Origin of the sequence: Microbacterium ulmi (assembly GCF_011759705.1) — a bacterium.
Taxonomy (GTDB): domain Bacteria; phylum Actinomycetota; class Actinomycetes; order Actinomycetales; family Microbacteriaceae; genus Microbacterium; species Microbacterium ulmi.
The window spans coordinates 946806-971366 of the sequence record NZ_JAAOZF010000001.1 but is presented as its reverse complement, the minus strand read 5'-3'; the positions used below and the strand labels follow the sequence as shown (position 1 = coordinate 971366).

The 24561-nt window shown below is 71.6% G+C and carries 21 protein-coding genes; 17 read left to right on the top strand and 4 right to left on the bottom strand.

From position 1 onward, the window contains the following. Positions 1–22 precede the first annotated feature (22 nt). Together FHS08_RS04665 and FHS08_RS04660 are read left to right on the top strand one after the other, a co-directional pair. Positions 23–1498, top strand: coding sequence for a dicarboxylate/amino acid:cation symporter (locus tag FHS08_RS04665; protein ID WP_167035952.1), 1476 nt, complete (start codon positions 23–25; stop codon positions 1496–1498). Between the two features lie 155 nt (positions 1499–1653). Then, on the top strand, positions 1654–2025 hold the full coding sequence (locus FHS08_RS04660; RefSeq protein WP_167035949.1) for a VOC family protein: 372 nt from the start codon (positions 1654–1656) through the stop codon (positions 2023–2025). 87 nt (positions 2026–2112) lie between these two features. Here the strand turns inward: FHS08_RS04660 and FHS08_RS04655 are convergent, their stop codons facing one another. Then, positions 2113–3171, bottom strand: a complete 1059-nt coding sequence (locus FHS08_RS04655; RefSeq protein ID WP_167035946.1) for a serine/threonine-protein kinase — start codon at positions 3169–3171, stop codon at positions 2113–2115. 162 nt (positions 3172–3333) lie between these two features. Here FHS08_RS04655 and FHS08_RS04650 point away from each other — a divergent pair, with 162 nt between their 5' ends. The 7 genes from FHS08_RS04650 to FHS08_RS04620 all read left to right on the top strand — a co-directional run bounded on the left by FHS08_RS04650 (position 3334) and on the right by FHS08_RS04620 (position 11431). Next, positions 3334–4026: a GntR family transcriptional regulator gene (locus FHS08_RS04650; RefSeq protein ID WP_170283261.1), complete on the top strand. Its 693-nt coding sequence runs from the start codon at positions 3334–3336 to the stop codon at positions 4024–4026. A 10-nt stretch (positions 4027–4036) separates the two neighbouring features. Then, the gene (locus FHS08_RS04645) at positions 4037–5557 is read left to right on the top strand and encodes an MmgE/PrpD family protein (protein ID WP_167035940.1); all 1521 of its coding nucleotides are present in this window, start codon (positions 4037–4039) and stop codon (positions 5555–5557) included. A gap of 114 nt (positions 5558–5671) precedes the next feature. Beyond that, entirely contained in the window at positions 5672–6571 is a 900-nt protein-coding gene (gene prpB, locus FHS08_RS04640; protein WP_167035937.1) for a methylisocitrate lyase, read from the top strand. 203 nt (positions 6572–6774) lie between these two features. After that, positions 6775–7965 carry a bifunctional 2-methylcitrate synthase/citrate synthase gene (locus FHS08_RS04635; RefSeq protein WP_167035933.1) on the top strand — a complete coding sequence of 397 codons (1191 nt, stop codon included), beginning with the start codon at positions 6775–6777 and terminating at the stop codon, positions 7963–7965. A 99-nt stretch (positions 7966–8064) separates the two neighbouring features. Continuing rightward, entirely contained in the window at positions 8065–9249 is a 1185-nt protein-coding gene (locus tag FHS08_RS04630; RefSeq protein ID WP_167035930.1) for an acetyl-CoA C-acyltransferase, read from the top strand. A gap of 215 nt (positions 9250–9464) precedes the next feature. Next, positions 9465–10616, top strand: coding sequence for an acyl-CoA dehydrogenase family protein (locus FHS08_RS04625; RefSeq protein ID WP_167039614.1), 1152 nt, complete (start codon positions 9465–9467; stop codon positions 10614–10616). Positions 10617–10654: 38 nt separating this feature from the next. Then, positions 10655–11431: an enoyl-CoA hydratase gene (locus FHS08_RS04620; RefSeq protein WP_167035927.1), complete on the top strand. Its 777-nt coding sequence runs from the start codon at positions 10655–10657 to the stop codon at positions 11429–11431. A gap of 3 nt (positions 11432–11434) precedes the next feature. On the opposite strand, the gene FHS08_RS04615 is transcribed toward FHS08_RS04620, so the two are convergent. After that, the gene (locus FHS08_RS04615; RefSeq protein WP_341800304.1) at positions 11435–11971 is read right to left on the bottom strand and encodes a MarR family winged helix-turn-helix transcriptional regulator; all 537 of its coding nucleotides are present in this window, start codon (positions 11969–11971) and stop codon (positions 11435–11437) included. A gap of 105 nt (positions 11972–12076) precedes the next feature. Here FHS08_RS04615 and FHS08_RS04610 point away from each other — a divergent pair, with 105 nt between their 5' ends. The 6 genes from FHS08_RS04610 to FHS08_RS04585 all read left to right on the top strand — a co-directional run bounded on the left by FHS08_RS04610 (position 12077) and on the right by FHS08_RS04585 (position 18624). Next, positions 12077–12853, top strand: a complete 777-nt coding sequence (locus FHS08_RS04610; RefSeq protein WP_167035924.1) for an electron transfer flavoprotein subunit beta/FixA family protein — start codon at positions 12077–12079, stop codon at positions 12851–12853. A 10-nt stretch (positions 12854–12863) separates the two neighbouring features. After that, a complete protein-coding gene (locus FHS08_RS04605) occupies positions 12864–13832 on the top strand; it encodes an electron transfer flavoprotein subunit alpha/FixB family protein (RefSeq protein WP_167035922.1) in 969 nt (322 codons plus the stop codon). A 640-nt stretch (positions 13833–14472) separates the two neighbouring features. After that, entirely contained in the window at positions 14473–15576 is a 1104-nt protein-coding gene (locus FHS08_RS16780) for a cytochrome b/b6 domain-containing protein (RefSeq protein WP_170283256.1), read from the top strand. A gap of 74 nt (positions 15577–15650) precedes the next feature. Then, positions 15651–16961, top strand: coding sequence for a sensor histidine kinase (locus tag FHS08_RS04595; protein ID WP_167035915.1), 1311 nt, complete (start codon positions 15651–15653; stop codon positions 16959–16961). Next, positions 16949–17638: a response regulator gene (locus FHS08_RS04590; protein ID WP_167035912.1), complete on the top strand. Its 690-nt coding sequence runs from the start codon at positions 16949–16951 to the stop codon at positions 17636–17638. Before FHS08_RS04595 ends, FHS08_RS04590 begins: the two co-directional genes overlap by 13 nt. Beyond that, positions 17635–18624: a hypothetical protein gene (locus FHS08_RS04585; RefSeq protein ID WP_243847515.1), complete on the top strand. Its 990-nt coding sequence runs from the start codon at positions 17635–17637 to the stop codon at positions 18622–18624. Before FHS08_RS04590 ends, FHS08_RS04585 begins: the two co-directional genes overlap by 4 nt. 9 nt (positions 18625–18633) lie before the next feature. On the opposite strand, the gene FHS08_RS04580 is transcribed toward FHS08_RS04585, so the two are convergent. Further along, positions 18634–19401 carry a coenzyme F420-0:L-glutamate ligase gene (locus FHS08_RS04580; protein ID WP_167035909.1) on the bottom strand — a complete coding sequence of 256 codons (768 nt, stop codon included), beginning with the start codon at positions 19399–19401 and terminating at the stop codon, positions 18634–18636. An 8-nt stretch (positions 19402–19409) separates the two neighbouring features. Next, positions 19410–19916, bottom strand: coding sequence for a GNAT family N-acetyltransferase (locus FHS08_RS04575; RefSeq protein ID WP_167035906.1), 507 nt, complete (start codon positions 19914–19916; stop codon positions 19410–19412). Between the two features lie 242 nt (positions 19917–20158). Here FHS08_RS04575 and FHS08_RS04570 point away from each other — a divergent pair, with 242 nt between their 5' ends. Then, positions 20159–20719, top strand: a complete 561-nt coding sequence (locus FHS08_RS04570) for a thioesterase family protein (RefSeq protein WP_167035901.1) — start codon at positions 20159–20161, stop codon at positions 20717–20719. A 49-nt stretch (positions 20720–20768) separates the two neighbouring features. After that, positions 20769–24530 carry a bifunctional proline dehydrogenase/L-glutamate gamma-semialdehyde dehydrogenase gene (locus FHS08_RS04565; protein ID WP_167035898.1) on the top strand — a complete coding sequence of 1254 codons (3762 nt, stop codon included), beginning with the start codon at positions 20769–20771 and terminating at the stop codon, positions 24528–24530. Positions 24531–24561 lie beyond the last annotated feature (31 nt).

Sequence of the window (24561 nt, the reverse complement as noted above, 5' to 3'; positions counted from 1 at the left end):
CGCGGCCATGAAACGGAGAACCATGAGCACCACCCCTGCGCCGGCCGCGCATCGCACCGCGGTCGCGGCATCCCGCGGTCCCGTCGCGCGCCTGTTCGGCGGCTTCGGCTTCCAGATCCTCGCCGCCCTCGTCCTGGGCGTCGTCCTCGGCCTCGTCGCGGTCACCATCGGTCCCGACGCGGCAGGCGGTCCCAACGGGCTCGCCGCGACGCTCGGCGTCATCGGCACGTCCTACGTGACGCTGCTGAAGGCCGCCGTCGTTCCCCTCATCTTCACGGCGATCGTCGCGAGCATCTCGAACCTGCGCCGCGTCCGCAACGCCGCGCGTCTGGCGGGCCAGACGCTGCTGTGGTTCGCCATCACGGCGCTCATCGCCGTCACGATCGGCATCGTGCTGGGCCTGGTCATCCAGCCCGGAGCCCGCGCGGGCGACGGCCTCGAGGCGAGCGAGCCGCACACGGTCGGCACGTCGTGGAACTTCCTCGTCGGGCTCATCCCGCAGAACTTCCTCGGCCTCTCGATCTCGAGCTCGCTCGACGCCGACACCGGCGCCGTCGCGTCGTCGGTCGGGTTCAACGTCCTGCAAGTCATCGTCGTCGCGTTCGCCGTCGGACTCGCGGCCCTGCGCGTCGGCAAGCGCGCAGAGCCGTTCCTCGCCTTCACGGAGTCGCTCCTCAAGGTCATCCAGCGTGTGCTGTGGTGGATCATCCGCATCGCCCCGATCGGCACGCTCGGCCTCATCGGCAGCGCCGTCGTCAACTACGGGTGGGGCAAGCTCGCCAACCTCGCGTGGTTCGCGCTCGCGATCTACATCGGGCTCGTCCTCGTGCTGTTCGTCGTGTATCCGATCCTGCTGAAGTCGCACGGGCTCTCGATCAGGCAGTTCTTCTCGGGCGCGTGGCCCGCCATCCAGCTCGCGTTCGTGAGCCGCTCGTCCATCGGCACGCTCCCGGTCACCGAGCGGATCACCGAACGCAACCTCGGCGTGCCGCGCGCATACGCGTCGTTCGCCGTGCCGTTCGGCTCGACGACCAAGATGGACGGCTGCGCCGCGATCTACCCGGCGATCGCCGCGATCTTCGTCGCGCAGTTCTTCAACGTGCCGCTCACGCCGCTGCACTACGTGCTCATCGCCGTCGTGTCGGTGCTCGGCTCGGCCGCGACCGCCGGAACGACGGGCGCGACCGTCATGCTCACGCTCACGCTGTCGACGCTGGGCCTGCCGCTCGAGGGCGTGGGGCTCCTGCTCGCGATCGATCCGATCCTCGACATGGGCCGCACGGCGGTCAACGTCGCCGGTCAGGCGCTCGTCCCCACGATCGTCGCCAAGCGCGAGGGCATCCTCGACGAGGAGCTCTACAACGCGCCGCGCCAGGGGCTTCCGTTCGCCGACGACAGCGCCGACGACGACCTCCAGGGCGACCTGGATGCCGAGCTCGAGGCCGTGCGCGCCGCGCAGTCCGGGACCTCCGCCGAGGATGCGCCCGCGAAGCGCTGAACCCGTCGACCGCCGGCGCGGCACACTCCTCCGTGGGCGGTGTGCCGCGCCGGCGCGTGTGCGGGGACGGAGCCGTGAGGGATGCCGTCGAGCCCCTTGTCGATGTCGGAGGGGGCGACGAGACTGGCCGCGCAGAACCGACGAGAGGACGTGACATGGCACACGGCGACATCACTCACATCGACATCCCGGTGAGCGACCTCGTGAAGGGGGCGCAGTTCTACTCCACGCTCTTCGGCTGGCAGATCGCGGAGGTGCCCGGCTACGAGGGATACCCCATGTGGCAGGCCCCCAACAAGATCAGCGGCGGCGGGCTCGCTCCTCGCAGCGAGGGCTTCACACAGCCGCGGTCGTATGTCGAGGTCGACTCGATCGACGACACGATCGCGACCGCCGTCGAGGCCGGCGCACGGGTCGCGCTCGAGAAGCAGCCGATCAGCCCGACGAGCTGGTGGGCGGTCATCGTCGATCCCGATGGCAACGAGATCGGCCTGTACGAAGGCGTGACAGAGGCCGAGGAGTCCTGAGGCGGGTTGGGACGCCTGGGCGTCGGGCTCAGGAGGTCCCGCAGATCGCCGGCATCTCGCTCTGTGGCACGGGTCAGGAGCGCCACGTCAGCCTCCCGGGCAGTCCCCTGTCGTGCCGTAGCAGACGGGGAAGTCGTCGTCGTACGTGACCGGGTCGGGGTCGGGCCAGAAGCGGCCCTGTGGCACCTCGAAGACGAAGGCGCCGATCAGCGCACAACCGAGCGCGAGCGAGGTCAGGACGATGAGCCCTCGGCCGCGGCGGACGATCGCGACGACGAGAGCGGCGAGGAGCACGGCGAGCGAGAGCCCGGCGGTCCATAGGTACCGCGTGCCCTGCGCGGGAGTCGCCACGGCCGCCTCGCCCCAGATGCGGAAGTACACGCCGAGCCACTGCGTCGGAAGCACGAAGGCCAGCGCGCCGCCGATCACGAGCAGCGCGATGCAGACGCCGGAGAGGATCGTCGCGCGACGTCGCTCAGGTCCGGCGGCGCCCGGCGATGCCGGCACATCGCGCGGCTCGCGCGTCGCACGGAGGGCGAAGTCTGCGGCCGCCTCGTCGCCTGGACCCGGGACCGCCTCGTCGCCTGGACCCGGGGCCGCCTCGTCGCCTGAGCCCGCGGCAGCCTCGTCGCCTGGGCCCGGGACCGCCTCGTTGCCGGACCCTGTGTCTGCCTCGCGCGCCCGTGCCGAAGGCGCGGCCCCGGACGCCTCGCGGTGTCGTCGGACCAGCACGCCAACGATCGCTCCGACGAGCGCCGCGCCGACGAGCCCGAGCGACTGCCAGGCGAGCACGACGAGCAGGTACGGATACGCGAGCAGATCCGCCCCTCCCGTGCGCAGCAGCGACTCCACGACCGTCGCCGCGGGCGCGAACAGGACGGTCGCCGCGGCGAACACGACGTCGCGGCCGCGCCTGACGAGCACGCCGAGCACCGAGACCCCGGCGAGCCAGACGAGCAGTGCAGCGCTCGAGACGGCCGCGAGCAGGACGCTGCCGGAGAGGCCGTAGGTGCTCGCGTAGGCGATCGTCGTCCCCGCGGCGAACGCGACAGCGCCGGCCAGTCCCGTCGCGACGGCTTGTGCGGTGGTGCTTCTGCGCGCCTCCGATCGCGGTGCCGTCGCGGTCCCTGACCGTGGAGTCGCCATTCGCGCATCCTATCGACGGGGCCTCGGGCCGTCATCGACGGGTGTGGAGTGACTCCTCGCCAGGACCGCCCATGTATACCGAGCTGGTCGAATTGGCCACCGAAGGTTGCGAATCGTGCATTTGTGTATACAATGGGTGCGGCACCGAGGAAGGAGCACGGCATGCGAGCAAGCGACCGCGCGTACCGCACCCTCCTCGACGAGATCCAGTCCGGCGCGCTCCCGCCCGGCGCCGTGCTCGGCGAGGTAGAGCAGGCCGCTCGCCTCGGCGTGAGCCGCACACCGCTGCGCGAAGCCCTCGGGCGCCTCGCCGCCGACGGGCTCGTCGCACAGGCCTCGCCGCGTGTCACGGTCGTGACCGACATCGACGCGGGAGACATCCGCGAGCTGTTCGAAGTGCGCCGCGCCCTCGAAGAGACCGCAGCGCGCCTCGCCGCCGAGCGGGGGGATGCGGCATCCTTCGCCGTCCTCGCGGAGGAGTTCGCCCGCGCCGAGGTCGACGGCGACGCCGGCCGCGACGCGTACTACGCCCTCATCGCCCGCTTCGACGCGGCGCTCGACGCCGCCGTCGCGAACGACTACCTCACGTCGGCGCTGCGGGCCGTGCGCACGCACCTCGTGCGGGTGCGCAGGCTCGCGCGCGACAATCCGGGCCGGCTCGCGGCATCCGTCTCGGAGCACCGCCTCATCGCCGGCGCGATCGCCGAGCGGGATGCCGAGCTCGCCGCCCACGCGACCCATGTGCACCTGCACAGCGCCTTGTCCAGCATCCTCGAATCCGTCGACCCCTCGATGGGCCCGGCGCCGGCGACCACCGTCGCCGTGCCCGCGCTCGTCGACGGGTCACGCTCCTGAAGGGAACCCCATGACCGTCCTCCACCACCTGCGCGTGCATCGCAGCGACGAGAACCTCGCCCGCGAAGGCCAGCTCGCGTGGCACATCGCCGAAGTCGCGGCCGACCCCGTCGAGGTCGACGCGGACGTCGTCGACATGATCGTCAACCGCGTCATCGACAACGCGGCGGTGGCGGCGGCATCCCTCACCCGCGCGCCGGTCAGCGCTGCGCGCCAGCAGGCCCTCGACCACGCCGTGTCGGTCAGCGGCTCGGGGTCGACGATCTTCGGATGCCTCCTCGAGCGCCGCACGTCGCCGGAATGGGCGGCATGGGCCAACGGCGTCGCCGTGCGCGAGCTGGACTACCACGACACGTTCCTCGCCGCCGAGTACTCGCACCCCGGCGACAACATCCCGCCGATCCTCGCGGTCGCGCAGCACGTCGGCGCCGACGGCGCCGCGCTCGTGCGGGGGATCGCGACGGGGTACGAGATCCAGATCGACCTCGTGCGGGCGATCTCACTGCACAAGCACAAGATCGACCACGTCGCCCACCTCGGCCCTTCGGCCGCCGCCGGCATCGGCACCCTCCTGGGGCTCCCGGTCGAGACGATCCACCAGGCCGTCGGCCAGGCCCTGCACACGACGACCGCGACCCGCCAGTCGCGCAAGGGCGAGATCTCGACGTGGAAGGCGCACGCTCCGGCCTTCGCGGGCAAGATGGCGGTCGAGGCCGTCGACCGCGCGATGCGCGGCGAGACCTCGCCCTCGCCGATCTACGAGGGCGAGGACGGCGTCGTCGCCTGGCTCCTCGACGGACCGGATGCCGCATACGACGTGCCGCTTCCCGCGGCGGGCGAGCCCAAGCGCGGCATCCTCGACTCCTACACGAAGGAGCATTCGGCCGAGTACCAGGCGCAGGCCTGGATCGACCTCGCCCGCAAGCTCCACAATGAGGCATCCTTCGACCCCGCTGACGTCGAGTCGATCGTGCTGCACACGAGCCACCACACGCACTACGTCATCGGCTCGGGCGCGAACGACCCGCAGAAGTACGACCCGACGGCATCCCGCGAGACGCTCGACCACTCGATCCCGTACATCTTCACGGTCGCCCTGCAGGACGGCGCGTGGCACCACGTCGACTCGTACCTGCCCGAGCGCGCGTCGCGCGACGACACGGTCGCGCTCTGGCACAAGGTGACGACGGCGGAGGATGCCGAGTGGACGCGCCGCTACCACTCGGAGGATCCGAACGAGAAGGCGTTCGGAGGCCGCGTCGAGATCCGGCTGACCGACGGCTCGGTCATCGAGGACGAGATCGCCGTCGCCGACGCCCATCCCCTCGGCGCGCGCCCGTTCGCCCGCGAGGACTACATCCGCAAATTCCGCATCCTCGCCGAGCCCGTGCTGGCCCCCGAGGAGATCGATCGGTTCCTCGACCTCGCGCAGCGTCTGCCCGAGCTCACGCCGGAAGAGGTGCAGCAGCTCTCGATCGTCGCGAAGCCGGGCGTTCTGGCGACCTCCCCCGCACCGAAGGGCCTGTTCTGACATGACCATCTGCAGAACTCCACGGATCCGCGCCGGGCAGCCTGTTGCAGGGCTCGCACCGAGCCGACTCGGCCCGATTCCGTGGAGTTCTGCGACAAGGGAGGACCTCGACTGATGCTCTACAGCCACATCCCGGCCGCCGAGAAGCGACGCCTGCTCCGCGAGCGCCTCGCTTCGGGCGAGCTGCTCCGGTTCCCCGGCGCGTTCAACCCCCTGAGCGCGCGCCTCATCGAGCGCAAGGGGTTCGAGGGCGTCTACATCTCGGGAGCCGTGCTCTCCGCCGACCTGGGCCTTCCCGACATCGGCCTGACGACCCTCACGGAGGTCGCGGGTCGCGGACAGCAGATCGCGCGCATGACCGACCTCCCGGCCATCATCGACGCCGACACAGGATTCGGCGAGCCGATGAACGTCGCGCGCACGATCCAGACCCTCGAAGACGCCGGCCTCGCCGGCACGCACATCGAGGACCAGGTCAATCCCAAGCGCTGCGGTCACCTCGACGGCAAGGCGGTCGTCGACCAGAACACGGCGGTCAAGCGCATCCGCGCCGCCGCGGATGCGCGGCGCGACCCGAACTTCCTCATCATGGCGCGCACCGACATCCGGGCGGTCGAAGGGCTGGATGCCGCGATCGACCGCGCGAAGGCGCTCGTGGACGCCGGGGCCGACGCGATCTTCCCCGAGGCGATGCGCACGCTCGAGGAGTTCGCCGCCGTGCGGGCCGCCGTCGACGTGCCGATCCTCGCCAACATGACGGAGTTCGGCAAGAGCGAGCTCTTCTCGGTCGACCAGCTGCGCGGCGTCGGCGTCAATATCGTGATCTGGCCCGTCTCTCTCCTGCGGATGGCGATGGGCGCGGCATCCCGTGCGCTCGATACGCTGAACGAAGAGGGGCACTTGACCTCGAAGCTCGGCGAGATGCAGCATCGCGCCGATCTTTACGACCTGCTGGACTACGAGGACTACAACCACTTCGACCAGGGCGTCTTCAACTTCGAGATCGCCAGATAGGCACAGGCGGATGCCGCAGGCATCCGCTCCTCCTCCCACAACTCCACAAGACCAACGCCGGCGACGCGACGCAGCGGAGCCGGTGCACGAGCAACGCGAGGGCGCAGGGATGCCCTCTCCAAGGCGATCGGGGCAGGGGTCCCCGCTCTCGCCTTGGAGAGGACATCCCGGAGCCCGGTACCCCAACGAACAGGAGCCGGAACATGACAGACCCCGACATCAAGAAGGGCCTCGCCGGCGTCGTCGTCGACGTCACCGCCATCAGCAAGGTCAACCCCGAGACGAACTCGCTGCTGTACCGCGGCTACCCCGTGCAGGAGCTCGCAGCGACGCAGCCCGCCGACGCCGTCGCGTACCTGCTGTGGAACGGCGAGCTGCCGACCGCCGCGCAGCTCGAGGCGCAGCGCGAGGACGGCCGGCCGTGGCGCGCGCTCGCGCCCGAGGTCAAGGCTGCGATCGACGCGCTGCCGCTCGACTCGCACCCCATGGACGAAGTGCGCACGGCCGTGAGCGTCATCGGGGCGCTCGACCTGGCCGGCATCGACAACGTGCTCGACGCGACAGGCACGGTCGACGAGAACCGCGCCCGCAGCCTGCACCTGTATGCGGCGCTCCCCGCGATCGTCGCGTACGGTCAGCGCCGCCGGCACGGCCTCGAGCCGATCGAGTGGCGCGAAGACCTCGACTACGCCGCCAACTTCCTGTGGATGACGTTCGGCGAGGAGCCCGATCCGGTCGTCGTAGACGCGTTCAACCGATCGCTCATCCTGTATGCCGAGCACTCCTTCAACGCCTCGACGTTCACGGCTCGCGTCATCACGTCGACGCTGAGCGACCTGTACTCGGCCGTCGTCGGTGCGATCGGCGCACTCAAGGGTCCCCTGCACGGCGGCGCGAACGAGGCCGTCATGCACATCTTCGGCGAGATCGGGGATGCCTCGAACGTCGTCCCGTGGCTCGACCAGGCGCTCGCCGAGAAGCGCAAGATCATGGGCTTCGGCCACCGCGTCTACAAGCGCGGCGACTCGCGCGTGCCGACCATGAAGGCCGCTCTCGACAGCCTCGTCGAGTTCTACGACCGTCCCGACATCGCCGACCTCTACGGCACGCTCGAGTCCGAGTTCGTGGCCCGCAAGGGCATCTACCCGAACCTCGACTACCCGTCGGGTCCCGCATACAACCTCATCGGGTTCGACACGCTGACCTTCACGCCGCTCTTCGTCGCGGCGCGGGTCGTCGGCTGGACGGCGCACATCATGGAGCAGATGGCCTCGAACGCCCTCATCCGCCCGCTGTCGCTGTACGACGGGCACGACGAGCGGCACATCGAGGGCTACACCGCCGACACGGCGACGCTCGAGATCCTCGAGCGCCCCGAGGAGGCCGCGGTCTGATCGCACGGCTCGGAGGATCGCGCGAAGTCCGCAGGCTCCCGCCCGAATCGTCCGCAGTTCGTCGCATCGTCCGAGGTTCGTGAAGCGAGAAGGGATGCCGTGACCCGCACCGCCGTCATCGTCGACGCCGTCCGTACTCCGTCCGGCAGGGGCAAGCCGGGAGGGGCCTTGAGCGGCATCCATCCCGTCGATCTCGCAGCCTACGTGCTGCGCAGCGTCCTCGAGCGCAACGGGCTCGAGTCGACGCAGCTCGACGACGTGCTGCTCGGATGCGTGAGCCAGGTGGGGGAGCAGAGCTCGAACATCGCGCGCCAGGCCGTGCTCGCGGCCGGTTTCGACGAGTCCATCCCGGCCACGACGATCGACCGGCAGTGCGGCTCGAGCCAGCAGGCGGCGCACTTCGCGGCGCAGGGCATCATCGCCGGTGCGTACGACGTCCTCATCGCGGGCGGCGTCGAGTCGATGAGCCGCGTGCCGCTGGGGGTCTCGGCATCCGTCGCTGGGTCTCCGGACTCGCCGCTCCTGCGGGCGCGCTACCCCGAAGGACTCGTCAACCAGGGCGTGTCGGCCGAGCTCATCGCGCAGAAGTGGGGCTTCACGCGCGAGGATCTCGACGCGTTCTCAGCCGAGTCGCACTGGCGGGCGGCGGATGCCTCGGCCCGCGGCCGCTTCGCCTCGCAGGTGCTCCCCGTCGAGACCGACGCAGGAACAGTGACGACCGACGAGACGATCCGCGCCACCACAACGGCAGAGGGGCTCGCGGGCCTCAACCCGTCCTTCCGCACCGACGCCTACGCCGCGCGCTTCCCCGAGATCGAGTGGAAGATCACCCCCGGCAATTCGTCGCCGCTGACGGATGCCGCATCCGCCGTCCTCATCATGAGCGAGGAGAAGGCGCGCGAGCTGGGGCTCACGCCCCGCGCGCGGTTCCACTCGTTCGCCGTCGTCGGTGACGACCCGCTCCTCATGCTGACGGGACCGATCCCCGCGACCCGCCGCATCCTCGAGCGCAGCGGCCTCACGATCGACGACCTCGACGCGTACGAGGTCAATGAGGCGTTCGCGCCCGTGCCGCTCGCGTGGGCGGCAGAGGTCGGAGCCGACCCTGCCAAGCTCAACCCGTGGGGCGGCGCGATCGCGCTCGGCCATGCGCTGGGATCGTCGGGCACGCGCCTGCTCGGCACGATGCTCGCCTACCTCGAGGCGACCGGCGGTCGCTACGGCCTGCAGACGATGTGCGAAGGCGGCGGCATGGCGAACGCCACGATCATCGAGCGCTTGTAGCGATCGCTCCGCTGTCGGTTCGCCTCATGCGTCGATGAGCATCATGACGTCCTGGTCGAGATCTCCCATCCTCGTCCCGACGGCGTCACGCGGCTGAGGACGCGTGCTGAATGCGTGAACGTCCGTCCAGATACTAGGACGTCCATGTAAACTGCCGTCGTGTCTCACCCGGCACGACGACCCAGGATGCCCCACGAGGACGTGAACCCATGAGCATGACCGCCACCCCGATCCCCGCGCTGAGTCCTGAAGAGCGCGCCGCCATGATCGACGCCGTGCGCGACTTCGCCGAGAGCGAGATCGCCCCGCACGCGCTGGACTGGGACGAGCGCAGGCACTTCCCGCGAGACGTGCTCGAGAAGGCGGGAGAGCTGGGCCTGGGCGGGCTCTACCTCCGCGAGGACGTCGGCGGTTCGGGGCTGAGCCGCGAGGACTCCGTGCGGATCGTCGAAGAGCTCGCGAAGGCCGACCCCGCGATCGCGGCGTACATCACGATCCACACGATGGTCGCGTGGATGATCGACACGTACGGCACGGACGCGCAGCGCCGCGAGTGGGTCCCCCGGCTCACGTCGATGCGCGATCTCGGCAGCTACTGCCTCACCGAGCCCGGAGCGGGCTCCGACGCCGCCGCGATCACGACGAGCGCGGCCCGCGACGGGGACGAGTTCGTGCTGACGGGCGTCAAGCAGTTCATCTCGGGCGGGGGCGAGGCATCCGTCTACATCGTCATGGCCCGCACGGGCGAGCCCGGCGCGCGCGGCATCTCGGCGTTCCTCGTCGCCGACGGCGCCCCGGGCCTGTCGTTCGGTCCCCACGAGAAGAAGATGGGCTGGAACGCGCAGCCGACGCGCCAGGTCGTCCTCGACGGCGTGCGGGTCCCCGCGTCCGCGATGCTCGGTGAGCCCGGGCAGGGCTTCAAGATCGCGATGTCCGCCCTCGACGGCGGGCGCATCAACATCGCTGCGTGCTCGCTCGGCGGCGCGCAGTGGGCGCTCGACCGCGCCGTCCGCTACGTCCACGAACGGTTCGCGTTCGGCGACGCGCTCGCCCAGAAGCAGGCCGTCGTGTTCGCGCTCGCCGACATGGCGACCGAGCTGCAGGCCGCGCGGGCGCTCGTGCGGGATGCCGCGCGCGCCGTCGACGAGAAGGCCCCGGATGCCGCGATGCAGTGCGCGATGGCGAAGCGCTTCGCGACCGACGCGGGGTTCCGCGTCGCGAACGAGGCGCTGCAACTGCACGGCGGCTACGGGTACCTGCACGAGTACGGCATCGAGAAGGTCGTGCGGGATCTGCGCGTGCACCAGATCCTCGAGGGCACGAACGAGATCATGCGCGTGATCATCGGCCGCGAGCTTCTCGCCTGAGCCACTCGCGGGATCGAGACGATGACACGATGGGAGCCATGACCGACTACGAGACGATCCTCGTCGAGACGCGCGCACGCGTCGGCTGGATCACGATCAACCGCCCCGAAGCGCTCAATGCGCTCAACTCGCAGGTGATGCGCGACGTCGTCGCTGCGGCCGAGTCCTTCGACGCCGACGAGGGGGTCGGCGCGATCGTGGTGACGGGCTCGGAGCGCGCCTTCGCGGCCGGTGCCGACATCAAAGAGATGGAAGGCAAGTCGAGCCTGGACATGGTCATGGGCGACCACTTCGGCGGATGGGCGCGGTTCGCGGCGGTCCGCACGCCCGTCATCGCCGCTGTCGCAGGCTACGCGCTCGGCGGCGGGTGCGAGCTGGCGATGATGTGCGACATCATCCTCGCGGCCGACACCGCCACGTTCGGTCAGCCCGAGATCAACCTCGGCGTCATCCCGGGCATGGGCGGAACGCAGCGGCTCGTGCGCGCCGTCGGCTACTACAAGGCCGCGGAGCTCGTGCTGACGGGCCGGCTGATGGGTGCGGAGGAGGCGGAGCGCGCGGGACTCGTCTCGCGCGTCGTCCCCGCGGCCGACCTGCGCGCAGAGGCCGCGACGGTGGCCGAGACGATCGCGTCGAAGTCGCTCCCTTCCGTGTACGCGGCCAAGGCCTCGCTCGACGCCGCGCTCGAGACGAGCCTCGCCGAGGGCCTGCGCCTCGAGCGCCACGTCTTCGCGTCGCTGTTCGACACTGTCGACCAGAAGGAGGGCATGGCCGCGTTCCGCGAGAAGCGCCCGCCCGAGTTCACGAACCGGTGAGCGTCACAGCGGGTCGGGCGCGGGCCGCGGATCGGCGAAGTCGCCGGCATCCCGGCGCAGGCGCGCGATGATCGCGACGAGCTCGTCCGCGTCGTCCGCCGTGAGCCCGGGCGCCTCGAACACGGAGGCGTTGAGCGCCGCCGTCGCGCGCTGCGCGAGGTCTCGCCCCGCCTCCGTCAGCACGACGAGCGTCGCCCGGCCGTCGTCGGGATGCGGCTCGCGCCGCACGAGCCCCGCCGCCTCGAGCCGGTCGACCGTGTTCGTGACGCTCGTCGGATGCACCTGCAGGCGAGCGGATGCCGAGGCCATCGGCATCCGCCCCTCGCGCGTGAAGCTCAGCAGCGTCAGCAGCTCGTAGCGCGCGAAGCTCAGGCCGAAGGGGCGGAGCGTCTCGTCGACGCGCGCGAGCATGAGCTGGTGCGCGCGCATGATCGAGGTGACGACGGTCATGCCGGATGCGGCATCCGTCCACCCGTGCGCACTCCACTGCCGCTTCGCCTCGGCGATCGGGTCGATGGCGAGTCGTCTCACACGAGCCACAACGCACCTCCCGCCGTCGCTGACCACGGTAGTCGGTTTCCCACTCCCGACTGCGGCGGCGCGGACCCCTCAATAGACTCGAAGCCGACGAAGGAGCGGAGAAGCATGAAGATCGTCGTCCTGGTCAAGGAGGTCCCGGACACCTACGGCGACCGCAAGCTGAGCCTCGAGACGGGGCTCGCGGATCGCGGGGCGTCGGAGACGGTGCTCGACGAGATCGGCGAGCGCGCGCTCGAGGTCGCGCTGAGCTACGCCGACAAGAACGCGGGAACCGAGGTCGTCGTGCTCTCGATGAGTCCCGAGTCGGCCGCCGCGACGGTGCGCAAGGGACTCGCGATGGGCGCGGCATCCGCTGTCCACATCGTCGACGAGGCGCTGCTCGGCGCCGACCTGGGGCTCACGGCGGAGGTGCTCGCGGCCGCGCTGAAGCGCATCGGGTTCGATCTCGTGATCGGCGGCAACCTCTCCACCGACGGCTCGGGCGGCGTGCTGCCCGCGATGCTCGCGGAGCTGCTCGACGTGCCCGCCGCGACGGCTCTCTCCGCCGTCGAGATCACCGAGACGGGCGTCTCCGGCATCCGTGGGTCTGACGGCGCGTCGATCCGGGTCTCGGCGCCGCTTCCCGCGGTCGTCTCGATCACGGAGGCGCTGCCCGATGCCCGCTTCCCCAACTTCAAGGGCATCATGGCGGCCAAGAAGAAGCCGTTCGAGACGCTGTCGCTCGCCGATCTCGGCGTGGAGGCGGACGACCCGGATGCCGCGCGCTCGATCGTCATCGGGCTCTCGGAGAAGCCGCCGCGCGCCGCCGGCGTCAAGATCGTCGACGAGGGCGATGCGGGCGAGCAGCTCGCGGACTTCCTCATCCAGAACCGTCTCGCGTAGGGGACCGCCAATGACTGACTTCGCTGCGGACTCGATCCTGGTCCTGCTGGACGTCGCACCGGACGGCGAGCTCGCGAAGAGCTCGGCGGGTCTGCTCGGCGCTGCCGCGGGCGTCGGCACGCCGGTCGCTCTCATCGTGACCGACTCGGCAGACCTCCCCGCCGAGGCGGCACGCCTCGGAGCCGCCGCCGTGCTCGTGGCCGCGCCCGGCGCGGGGCTGACGGTGCCTGCCGTCGACGCGCTGCAGTCCGCCGCCGTGCTCGTGCAGCCCGACGCGATCCTCGTGTCGCACTCCGTCGAGGGTCGCGAGGTCGCCGGCAGGTTCGCCGCGCGCACGCGCTCGGGCCTCGCGGTCGACGCCGTGGGCGTCTCACGGGATGCCGAGGGCGTCGTCGCGCACCACTCCGTGTACGGCGGGGCGTACAACGTCGACTCCGCGGTCACCTTCGGCGCTCCCGTCATCACGGTGCGGCAGGGCTCGATCGACGCTCGTGCGCAGGCGCAGCCGCTCGTCGTCCAGGACGTCGCCGTGACGGCATCCGGCAAGCCTGCGGCATCCGTCGACTCGGTCGATGCGGCGGCCGTCACCTCGTCGCGCCCCGAACTGCGCGGTGCCGCGAAGGTCGTCTCGGGCGGACGCGGGCTCGGCTCCCAAGAGCAGTTCGCACTCGTCGAGCAGCTCGCGGACGCGCTCGGCGCAGCCGTCGGCGCGTCGCGCGCCGCGGTCGACGCGGGGTACGTGCCGTACTCGTACCAGGTCGGCCAGACGGGGGTGTCGGTGTCGCCGCAGCTGTACGTCGCGCTCGGCATCTCGGGCGCGATCCAGCACAAGGCGGGCATGCAGACGGCCAAGACGATCATCGCGATCAACAAGGACGCGGACGCCCCGATCTTCGACATCGCGGACTTCGGCGTCGTCGGAGACCTGTTCCTGGTCGTGCCCCAGCTCATCGCGGCGCTCGAAGCGAAGAAGGCGTAGACCGGGCATGGCGACGTACGGGCGTTCGGTGCGCCGCGGGCTCCCGCGTCGACCCGGCGGCGAACCGTGGCCGCCCGGGGGAGAGGCGCCCGCCGGAGCAGCGACTGCTCCGGATGCCGCGTCCCGCGGGCGTGCCGACGCCGCCATCCCCGCACCCGCCGTCGCCTCGCCTGTGGACGCTGCCCCGCCCGAGGCGTCGCGCGCGGTCGTGTCGCCCGCCGGGGCGTCACCCGCCCTCGCCTCGCGGCCGATCCGCCGCGGGCTGCCGCGCACACCCGGGGCCGAGCCCTGGCCGCCTGCCCGCGAGGTCGCGGCGTTCGCCGCCGCTGCCCTGGTCACATCGACCCCCGGCGGCGCTGAGCCCGCGCGCGCACCGGAACAGGCGTCGCCGACGGCGGCGGGCCTGACGGTGACGGATGCCGCGACCGCCCCTGCGGCGGCAGCATCCCAGATCTCGGCGTCGGGCGCACCGTTGCGCCGCGGGCTCCCCCGCGTCGCCGGAGGGGAACCGTGGCCGCCCGCCGGATCCGCCCCCGCCCGCACGCCTCCCTTCGCCGAGGCCGAAGTGGCACGTTCTGCCGCTTCGGGGGTCGCGAGGCGACAAGAAGCGACACCGGCGCCTGCCGTGCCCACTGCGGAGGTGGCGGACTCTGCCGCTTCCGGGGTCGCGAGGCGACAAGGACTGACACCTCGGCCGAGCGGGCAGGCCGCGGCATCCACCGCCGTGACGCTCGCCGACCGTCCCCCGCTGACCGTCCCGCGGACCGTGTGGCCTGGGAAGGCCGCCTTCGAGCGCCCGGCCCGCACGCCCGAGCCCACGCGCATCGGGCCGTTCACGAGGCTGCAGTGGGCCGGCGCCGTCATCGTGGGCGGCGGCGGGCTCCTGTTCGCCGCGGGCATGGCGGTGCTGCTCGTCAGGTTCTTGCTGAGCCTCGACGTCATGCGGGACTTCCTCGCGGCCTTCCCGGGCGAGTATCACCTGCCGGAGGCGGCGCCCGTCGGCATCCCCGCGTGGATCGGCTGGCAGCACTTCTTCAACGTCTTCCTCATGGTCCTGATCATCCGGTCCGGTCTGCAGGTGCGCACGGAGAAGCGGCCGGCGGTGTTCTGGACGCCCAGGCGCACCCCCAAGGGGAAGATCAGCCTCGCGCTGTGGTTCCACCAGGGCCTGGACATCCTGTGGCTCGTCAACGGCATCGTCTTCGTCGTGCTGCTGTTCGCGACGGGGCAGTGGATGCGGATCGTGCCGACGTCGTGGGAGGTCTTCCCCAACGCCGTCAGCGCGGCCCTGCAGTACGTGTCGCTCGACTGGCCGACCGAGAACGGGTGGGTCAACTACAACGCACTGCAGCAGCTCGCCTACTTCAGCACCGTGTTCCTCGCGGCTCCGCTCGCCGCGGTCACGGGGGCGCGCATGACGAAGCTGTGGCCGCAGAACGCGAAGGCGCTCAACAGGGCCTATCCGGTCGAGTGGGCGCGCGCCGTGCACTTCCCCGTGATGATCTACTTCGTGCTGTTCATCTTCGTGCACGTCGTGCTCGTGTTCGCGACGGGGGCGCTGCGCAATCTGAACCACATGTACGCGGCGCAGGGCTCCGTCGACCCGACGGCCTACGCCGACAACTGGGCCGGGTTCTGGATCTTCTCGCTCTCGATGCTCATCATCGCGGGCGCGTGGGTCGCGGCGCGACCGCTCGTCCTCGCCCCGATCGCGCGCCTGTTCGGCAACGTGAGCGGGCGCTGACAGGGGGATAACCCGAAGACAAGTGTCCGGCCGCCCCTGGGGCGCGGGCGGATGCCGAGTCCTACCGTGGAGGCATGACCACAGCCTCCGCCCCTCCTCCCGCCGTGCCGGCGCCCGCGCCGAGCCCGCCGGACGCCCCGGACGCGCGCATCGCGTCGCCCCTGCGCGTCGGCGGCGCGATCCTCCAGCTCGCGGCGCTCGGCGTCGTCGGACCGGTCGCCTTCACGGTGATCTTCACGTTCGTGGGGCTCGGGTTCGGGCTGCTGCCCGTCCTCCTCGTCGGCCTCCTGTTCCTCGTCGCGCTCGTCTATGTGCTGTTCGCCGTCAGCTGGCTCGAGGCCGCGCGCGTCGACGGCCTCTACGGCTTCGGACTGCCGCCGCGCCGCCCGCGCACGAGCGGACGACCCGGGTTCGGCGGATTCCTGCGCACGCTGTGGCTGCAGGCGATCGACCCCTCGGTGTGGCGCGGCGTCGCCAATGCCGCGATCGCGACGATCCTCGGCTGGATCGTCCTGATCCTCGTCGGCATCCTGGCATCGGGCGTCGTGCTCGCGTTCGCGCCGCTGTTCGCGGCGGACGCCGCCTCGGTGCGGCTCTTCCGCACGGGCATCGACGTCCCCATCGCGGCGGCGATCCCGATCGGCATCCTCTCTGCGCTGATCGCGGCGGCCGCGATCATCGGCCTTGCGATCCTGCACGGGGTCATCTCCCGCGCCATCATGGTCCCGTCGCGTGAAGCCCTCCTCGCGGAGCAGGCCCGCACGTCGCAGGTGCAGCGCGCCGGCGCCGTACGGGCGGCCGACGTCGAGCGCACGCGCATCGAGCGCGATCTGCACGACGGCGTCCAGCCGCGGCTCGTCTCGGTCGGCATGACGCTCGGCATGGCTCAGCAGAAGATCGACGCCGACCCCGAGGCCGCGAAGGCGCTCATCGCCGAGGCACACACGTCGACCAAGGCGGCGATCACGGAGCTGCGGCAGCTGGCTCGCGGCATCCACACGTCGGTCCTCGACGATCGGGGGCTGGATGCCGCCCTCTCGGCGCTCGCATCGCGCTCGCCCGTCCCGGTGACCCTCGACGTGCGGCTCGCGACGAGGTGCGGTCCCGCGGCCGAGGCTGCGGTGTACTTCGTCATCGCCGAGTCGCTCACGAACGCCGCCAAGCATGCCCGTGCGACCGACTGCCGTGTGCTCGTGCGGCAGCGGGAAGGCGGGATCCTGTGGGCCCGCGTCGAGGACAACGGCGTCGGCGGAGCCGTCGTCGTGCCCGGCGGCGGTCTCGACGGGCTCTCCAACCGCGTGCTGGGCGTCGGCGGGCAGATCCGCCTCGACAGCCCCGTGGGCGGGCCGACCTCGGTGGAGGTGAGCGTGCCGTGCGCATTCTGATCTGCGAGGACTCCGTCCTGCTGCGCGAAGGTCTCGTGCGACTGCTGGAGGATGCCGGCCACGAGGTGGTCAGCGCGCTTCCGGATGCCGCGGAGCTCGACGCGGAGGTCGCCGCGACCGCGCCCGACCTGTGCATCCTCGACGTGCGGCTGCCGCCGACCCACACCGACGAGGGCATCCGCGCCGCGCTGCGGCTGCGGTCCGCACGCGCCGAGCTGCCCGTCCTCGTGCTGTCGCAGTACGTCGAGGAGCGATACGCGTCGGAGCTCATCGCGGGCCGCGGAGGCGCGCTCGGGTATCTCCTCAAGGACCGCGTCGCAGACGTCGGCGAGTTCGTCGAGACCGTCGAGGCGATCGCGGGCGGTGCGACCGTCTTCGACCCCGAGGTCGTCGCACAGCTGCTCGGGCGCCGGGGACGCGACGAGCGGATGCAGCGCCTGACCGATCGCGAAGGAACGGTGCTCGCACTCATCGCGGAGGGCAAGTCGAACCAGGCCATCGCGAAGACCCTTCACATCAGCGAGGGAAGCGTCGAGAAGCACATCACGGCCGTGTTCCAGAAGCTCGACCTCGAACAGGACGAGTCGGGAAACCGCCGCGTGCTCGCCGCCCTCGTCCACATCGCCCACGGCGGTCAGCCGCCGGCCGCAGCCACCCCGTCAGGAGATCTCTCATGAGCACCCCCGTCACCCCGCCGCCGCCCGCCCCGTACGGGGCTCCCGTCCCCTACGGACAGCCCGCGCCCTCGGGACAGCAGGCTCCGTACGGCGCGCCCTACGGGCAGCCCGGTCCCTACGGACAGGCCCCGTACGGGCAGCAGCCCGGCCAGGGAGCCCGGGGTCCGCTCGGGCCGCAGCCGCCTGTTCCCGGTCCCGAGCAGCCCCGCTCGTCGTCGCGCGTCATCGCGATCCTGCTCATCGTGTTCGGCGGGATCATCCTGCTCGGCACGATCGGGTCGGCCGTCGTCTCGACGCTGTTCGCGGCATCCGTTCACACCTCGACGCGCACGCTCGCGGTCGGCGGCGTCGAGGCGCTCGACGTCGATCTCGCGGCGGGCTCGCTGCGCATCGAGTTCGCGGACGTCGACGAGGCCGAGCTGCAGGTCACGTCGTCCGTCGGCGCGGACCGCTGGACGCTGCGCCGGGACGGCGACGAGCTCACGGTCGGCTCGCCCCGCTTCTTCGGGTCGGGCTGGCTGTTCGGCGGAAGCGGGGATGCCGTGCTCCGCCTTCCCGAGTCCCTCGAGGCGCTCGACGCAGAGCTGGGCATCTCGGCAGGCGAGATCACGGCGGACGGCGCCTTCGGCGACGTGCAGCTCGAGGTCGGCGCGGGCCGCGCCGAGCTCTCCGGCTCGGCGCGCGCGGTGTCCGTCGATCTCAGCGCGGGCCGCGCCGACGTCGACCTCGCCGACGTGAGCACCGCCGACCTCGGGGTGAGCGCGGGCGACCTCGTGGCCTCGTTCACGGGGGCGCAGCCGCGCACGATCACCGTCGACGTGAGCGCGGGGTCGCTCACGCTGACCGTCCCCGACGGCCGGTACGACGTGTCGTCCGACGTCTCGGCCGGCCGGTTCGACAACCGCGTCGGCTCGACGCCCGGCGCCGAGAGCACGGTCGACGTCACGGTGTCGGCCGGCAACGCGACGCTCCGCCCCGGGGACTGACGTCGCCGGTCAGGGGCGCGCGGAGACGGATGCCGCGCCCGCCGCGAACCCCTCGGCGTAGGACTCCGCAGATCCCGTGTGGAATAAGTCCCGCTCGGCGGGCCGGATGATGGAGCGAGCGCCGGGCAGGTCGAGATCGCCGACCAGCTCGGCGCGGCCCCGCACGACCGCGATCGGCAGCCGCGCGGCCTTGCGCTTGACGAGATCCGCCGCCGACGCCAGCTCGTCGGCGACGCACGGCATCGTGACGACGAGGGGACGGCCCTCGGCATCCGTCTGCCCGCGCAGATCCTCGAAGACGCGCACGCCGCCCGCGCCGATCGCGGCATCGGTCTGGCCCTCCCGCCACGCGCGGCCCATCGTGTCGGAGACGATGACGCCGACGCGTACGCCGAGCCGCTCCCGCAGACCCGCCGCGAGCGCGCGGGCCGAGGCATCCGGGTCCTCCGGGAGGAGCAGCACCGTCCCATGCGGAGTGTTCGACGCATCGACGCCTGCCGCGGCCGCGATGATCCCGAGCCGGCTCTCGACGATGCGCGTCACGTGGCCCGACGGGGAGGTGCGTGACGCCACGACCCGCACGGTCTCGGCGTCGATCGCCGCGTCGCGGTCGTCCGCGTGCAGGATGCGGCCCTCGGCCTTCGAGACGATCTTCGACGTCACGACGAGGATGTCGCCGTCGGCGAGCGCCGGGCAAGCGGCATCCGCGATGAGCGCCGTGAGGTCATCGCCGGGCCTCACTTCGGGGATGCCCTCGAGGGGCCAGACCTGCAGCACGCGTGTCGTCAGCGGACGAACCGCACCTCGGTGAGCGTCTCGCCAAGGAAGGGTTCCGTATGCCGCGCGCCGTCGAGCGCGAATCCGTTGCGCGCGTAGAACCGGTGCGCGCGGGGGTTGTCGTCTGCGACCCACAGGTAGAGGGGCTCGTCCGTCTCCACGACGGCGGCGAAGAGGCGCTGGCCGATGCCGGTGCCGTGCCACGCGTCGAGCAGATAGATGAAGTACAGTTCGCGGTTGCGCGGAGAGTCCCTGTCGCGCGCAGGCCCCGAGCCGGCGAATCCGACGATGTCGCCGTCGACGAGCGCCGCGAACATCTTGAAGTCGGGACCCTGGGTGGCCCAGTGCGTCCACAGCTCGGCGAGCCGTCGCGGCGAGATCTTCTCGAGCGCGGCCTTGCTGATGAGGTGGTCGTAGGTCTCGTGCCAGCACGTCGCGTGCACCCGCCCGAGGGCTTCGGCATCCACGTCGCGCACCGGACGGACGACGATGTCGGTCTGGAGTTCGGCTTCCATGTCGCGACTCTACGCGGGCCCGCCGCGACAGCGAAATCGACCGCGGCGCCCGCGCGACGCGCGTCTGGATCCAGCACCGGATGCCGTGACACGCCGCGTCGAGGGACCGTCCGGATCGGCGCTCGCGTCGACACCGCGCGCGGCCGTCACGGGAGGCGACCTGCGCAGGACGGGAGGACGCTGCTGTCGGCATCCCACAAACGCATCACGGCGCAGGGCGCCGCTGGCTACGATCGCTCTTCGTGAACGTGATCTGGCGCACTCTCCTCGTGATGCTCCGAGCCCGCCTCCGCCTGCGCGCCGGCAAGCGGCTCGCCCCGCATGAGGTGGGGCGCATCACGCTCACGACGATGCCGACCGATCTCGACGTCCTGCGGCACATGAACAACGGCCGCTACCTGTCGCTCATGGACCTCGGACGGTGGGATCTGCTCGTGCGCACGGGCGTCGCGGGTGCCATGAAGAGCCACGGCTGGTACGCCGTCGTCTCGAGCGAGACGATCACGTTCCGCAAGTCGCTGCAGCCATGGCAGCGCTTCGACGTGGAGTCCCGCATGATCGGCCACGACGACAGGGCCGTGTACATGGAGCACCGCTGCGTCGTCGACGGCGAGATCTACGCACGGGCGATCGTCCGGGCCCGCATGATGAAGCGCTCGGGCGGGACGCTCTCGCACGAGGAGCTGTTCGCGGCGGTGGGCCGACCCGACGGCATCCCGGAGATCGCGCAGTGGATGCACGACTGGGCCGCGGCATCCGCTCTCCCGTCGACGAAGGCGAGCGCCCCGAGCGACTGGAGCTGAGCCCCGTCGCCGGGAGGCGGATGCCGCGACTGCCCGTAGGCTGGGACTCATGGTGACCGACCCTTCCCGGGGGGACACCGACCACACGGCACCCGGCGACGACCTCGCCGTGCGTGCCGTGGAGCTTGCGCGACGGTGGATCGCCGAGAGCGCGAAGGTCGACGTGGACCCCGCAGCCGAGCGCCTCGCCGGTGTGCTGAAAGACCCCGACGGGCTTCCGTTCACGATGGGCTTCGTCGACGGGGTCATGCGCCCCGAGAGCCTGTCGGCCGCGGCGGCGAGCCTCCATCGCGTCGCGCCCCTCGTTCCCGAGTTCCTCCCGTGGTACCTCCGAGGCGCCGTTCGCGTCGGGGGGGCCGTCGCACCCGTGCTGCCGTCGCCGGTCGTCCCCATCGCGCGCCGAGTGCTGCGGGAGATGGTGGGGCACCTCGTCGTCGACGCGCGGCCGGACAGGCTCGGCCCTGCGATCGCGAGGCTGCGCGAGAGCGGCGCACGGCTCAACCTCAACCTCCTCGGCGAAGCCGTCCTGGGCGAGACCGAGGCGCTGCGCCGGCTCGACGGCATCCACGAGCTCGTTCGTCGCCCCGACGTCGACTACGTCTCGGTCAAGGTGTCGGCGATCGCCAGCCACATCTCGATGTGGGCGTTCGACGAGGTCGTCGACAGAGTCGTCGAGCGGCTCCTTCCGCTGTATCTCAGCGCCGCCGCCGACGGCACGTTCATCAACCTCGACATGGAGGAGTACCGCGACCTCGATCTCACGATCGCGGTCTTCATGCGCATCCTCGGCGACCCGCGGCTGCGCGCGCTCGAGGCGGGCATCGTCCTCCAGGCGTACCTGCCCGACGCGCTGCCCGCGCTGCGGGGGCTGACCGACTGGGCGGGCGAGCGCGTCGCGGCGGGCGGTGCGCGCATCAAGGTGCGGCTCGTCAAGGGCGCGAACCTCGCGATGGAGCGAGTGGATGCCGTCATGCACGGCTGGTCGCTCGCGACGTACGACGCGAAGGTCGACTCGGATGCGAACTACCTGCGCTGCCTCGAGTTCGCGCTGCGGCCGCAGAACACGACCGCCGTCCGGCTCGGGGTCGCCGGCCACAACCTCTTCGACATCGCCTATGCGTGGCTGCTCGCCGGCGAGCGCGGCGTCCGGCCGGACGTCGAGTTCGAGATGCTCCTGGGCATGGCGCAGGGTCAGGTCGAGGCCGTCGCGCGCGAGGTCGGGCACGTGCTCCTGTACGTCCCCGTCGTGCGCCCCGACGAGTTCGACGTCGCCATCAGCTACCTCGTCCGGCGCCTCGAGGAGAACGCGTCGAGCGAGAACTTCCTGTCGGCCGCGTTCGACCTGGCCGACGACCCCGTGATGTTCGAGCGCGAGCGCGAGCGGTTCGCCGCGTCGATCGCCCGCGCGGCCGACCCCGCCCTGCCGACCGGAGCGCGGCGCCGTCAGGATCGAGCGGCGGAGAGAGCGGCGGCGCCCAGCGCCGAGAACGGGCGCCGCCGGCTCGTCCGGTCCGCGGGGGCGCTGACCGACGGGCTCACGGAGGCCGTGCTCGGCATCGCGCGATCGTCCGCGAGCGAGCCCGGCACCGACACGGCGCCGCTCGAACCCGGCGCCGACGCGGTCCTGTTCGGCGGCGAGCGCTTCGTCGAGACGGCGGTCTACGCTCCGCGCGAGACCGGCACGCGGGTCGTGGGCGCGCTGGGCTTCGTCAACGCGCCCGACACGGACCCCGCCCTGCCCGCGAACCGCGCGTGGGCCCGCGGCATCCTGGACCGCATCGAGATCTCGACGGCGGGGGATGCCACGATCGACGCGGCGCGCGTCGACGACGCCGCGGAGCTCGAGGCGATCGTCGCGCGCGTGCGCGCCGCGGGCGCCGCGTGGGGCGCCAGGCCCGCAGGCGAGCGCGCCGCGGCGCTGCACGCCGCCGCCCTCAACCTCGAGCAGCGCCGGGGCGAGCTCATCGAGGTCGCAGCGTCCGAGACCGGCAAGGTCTTCGCCGAGGCCGACGTCGAGGTGAGCGAGGCCGTCGACTTCGCGAACTACTACGCGGCGACGGCGCGCGAGCTCGACCGCGTGAGCGGCGCGATCTTCGAGCCGTCGAGGCTCACTGTCGTGACGCCGCCGTGGAACTTCCCCATCGCGATCCCGGCGGGGGGAGTGCTCGCGGCGCTCGCGGCGGGGTCCGGCGTCGTCTTCAAGCCCGCTCCGCAGGCGCGGCGCTGCGCGGCGGTCGTCGCCGAGGCGCTGTGGCAGGCGCTCGACGAGGCCGGGGTGCCGCGGGATGTCCTGGCCCTCGTCGACCTCGACGAGGGCGCGCTCGGGCGGCGGCTCGTCTCCCACCCCGACGTCGATCGCGTCATCCTCACGGGATCGTGGGAGACGGCTCGGCTGTTCCGCTCGTGGCGACCCGAGCTGCCGCTCCTCGCCGAGACGAGCGGCAAGAACGCCATGATCGTCACGCCGTCGGCCGACCTCGACCTCGCGGCATCCGACCTCATCAGGAGCGCCTTCGGGCACGCGGGACAGAAGTGCTCTGCGGCGTCGCTCGCGATCCTCGTAGGGCCCGTCGGACGCTCCCATCGCTTCGCGCGGCAGCTCGTCGACGCGACCCGCTCGCTGCGCATCGGTCCGCCGACGGACCCGCTGAGCGAGGTCGGCCCCGTCATCGAGGTGCCGCACGGCAAGCTCGAGTGGGCGCTCACGACACTCGACGACGGGGAGCAGTGGCTCGTCGAGCCGCAGCGCCTCGACGTCGGCCCGGAGTATGCGGGGCGGTTCTGGACCCCCGGGATCCGCACGGGCGTCGAGCCCGGGTCGCGGTTCCACCGCGAGGAGTTCTTCGGGCCCGTCCTCGGCGTCATGCACGCGGCCTCCCTCTCGCACGCGATCGAGCTGCAGAACGACGTCGCGTACGGGCTCACGGCGGGCCTCTACACGCAGGATCCGCACGATCTCGCGGTGTGGCTCGACCGCGTCGAGGCCGGCAACCTCTACGTCAACCGCGGCATCACGGGCGCCATCGTGCAGCGCCAGCCCTTCGGCGGCTGGAAGCGGTCCTCCGTTGGCGCGGGCACCAAGGCGGGCGGGCCGAACTACCTCGTCGGCCTGGGCTCGTGGCGAGCCTCTGCCGGTGCCACCGGATCGTCGACGCTGCACCTGCGCGGCCTCGACTCGCGCATCACGAACGTCATCGAGGCGGCGCAGCCCTCGCTCGACTACGACGCGTTCGAGTGGCTGCGCCGCGCCGCGCTCGCCGACGCGATCGCATGGGATCGCGAGTTCGGCCAGGTCAAGGACGTGTCGGGGCTCGGCGTCGAGCGCAACCTCTTCCGCTACCGCCCCATCTCGCGCGACAACGCGGGCGTCGCGATCCGTGCGACGGAGGATGCCCCGCTGCAGGCGATCCTGCGCGTCGTCGTGGCCGGCATCCGCTCCGGATCGGGCTTCACCCTGAGTGCGCCGACGGGACTGCCTCCCGCCGTGCGCCGTGCCCTCTCCGACCTCGAACGGCCCGTGTTCGTCGAGACCGAGACGGAGTGGCTCGAACGGATGACGGGCGGCGACGAAGCCGAGTGGACGGGCACGACCGCGCTGCGCGCCCGTCTCGTCGGGTCACGCCCCGCGGTCGCCGCGCTGCACCGCGCCCTCTCCGAGGCGGTCGGCGGCGATCCCGACCTCGCCGTCTACGACAACGAGGTGACGACCGCCGGCAGGATCGAGCTGCTCCCGTTCCTGCACGAGCAGTCCGTCACGATCACGGCGCACCGCTTCGGAAACCCCGATCTCACGTTCCAGGACGTGATCTGAGGAGTGCCCTCGCGGCGTCCTGAGCCCTGTC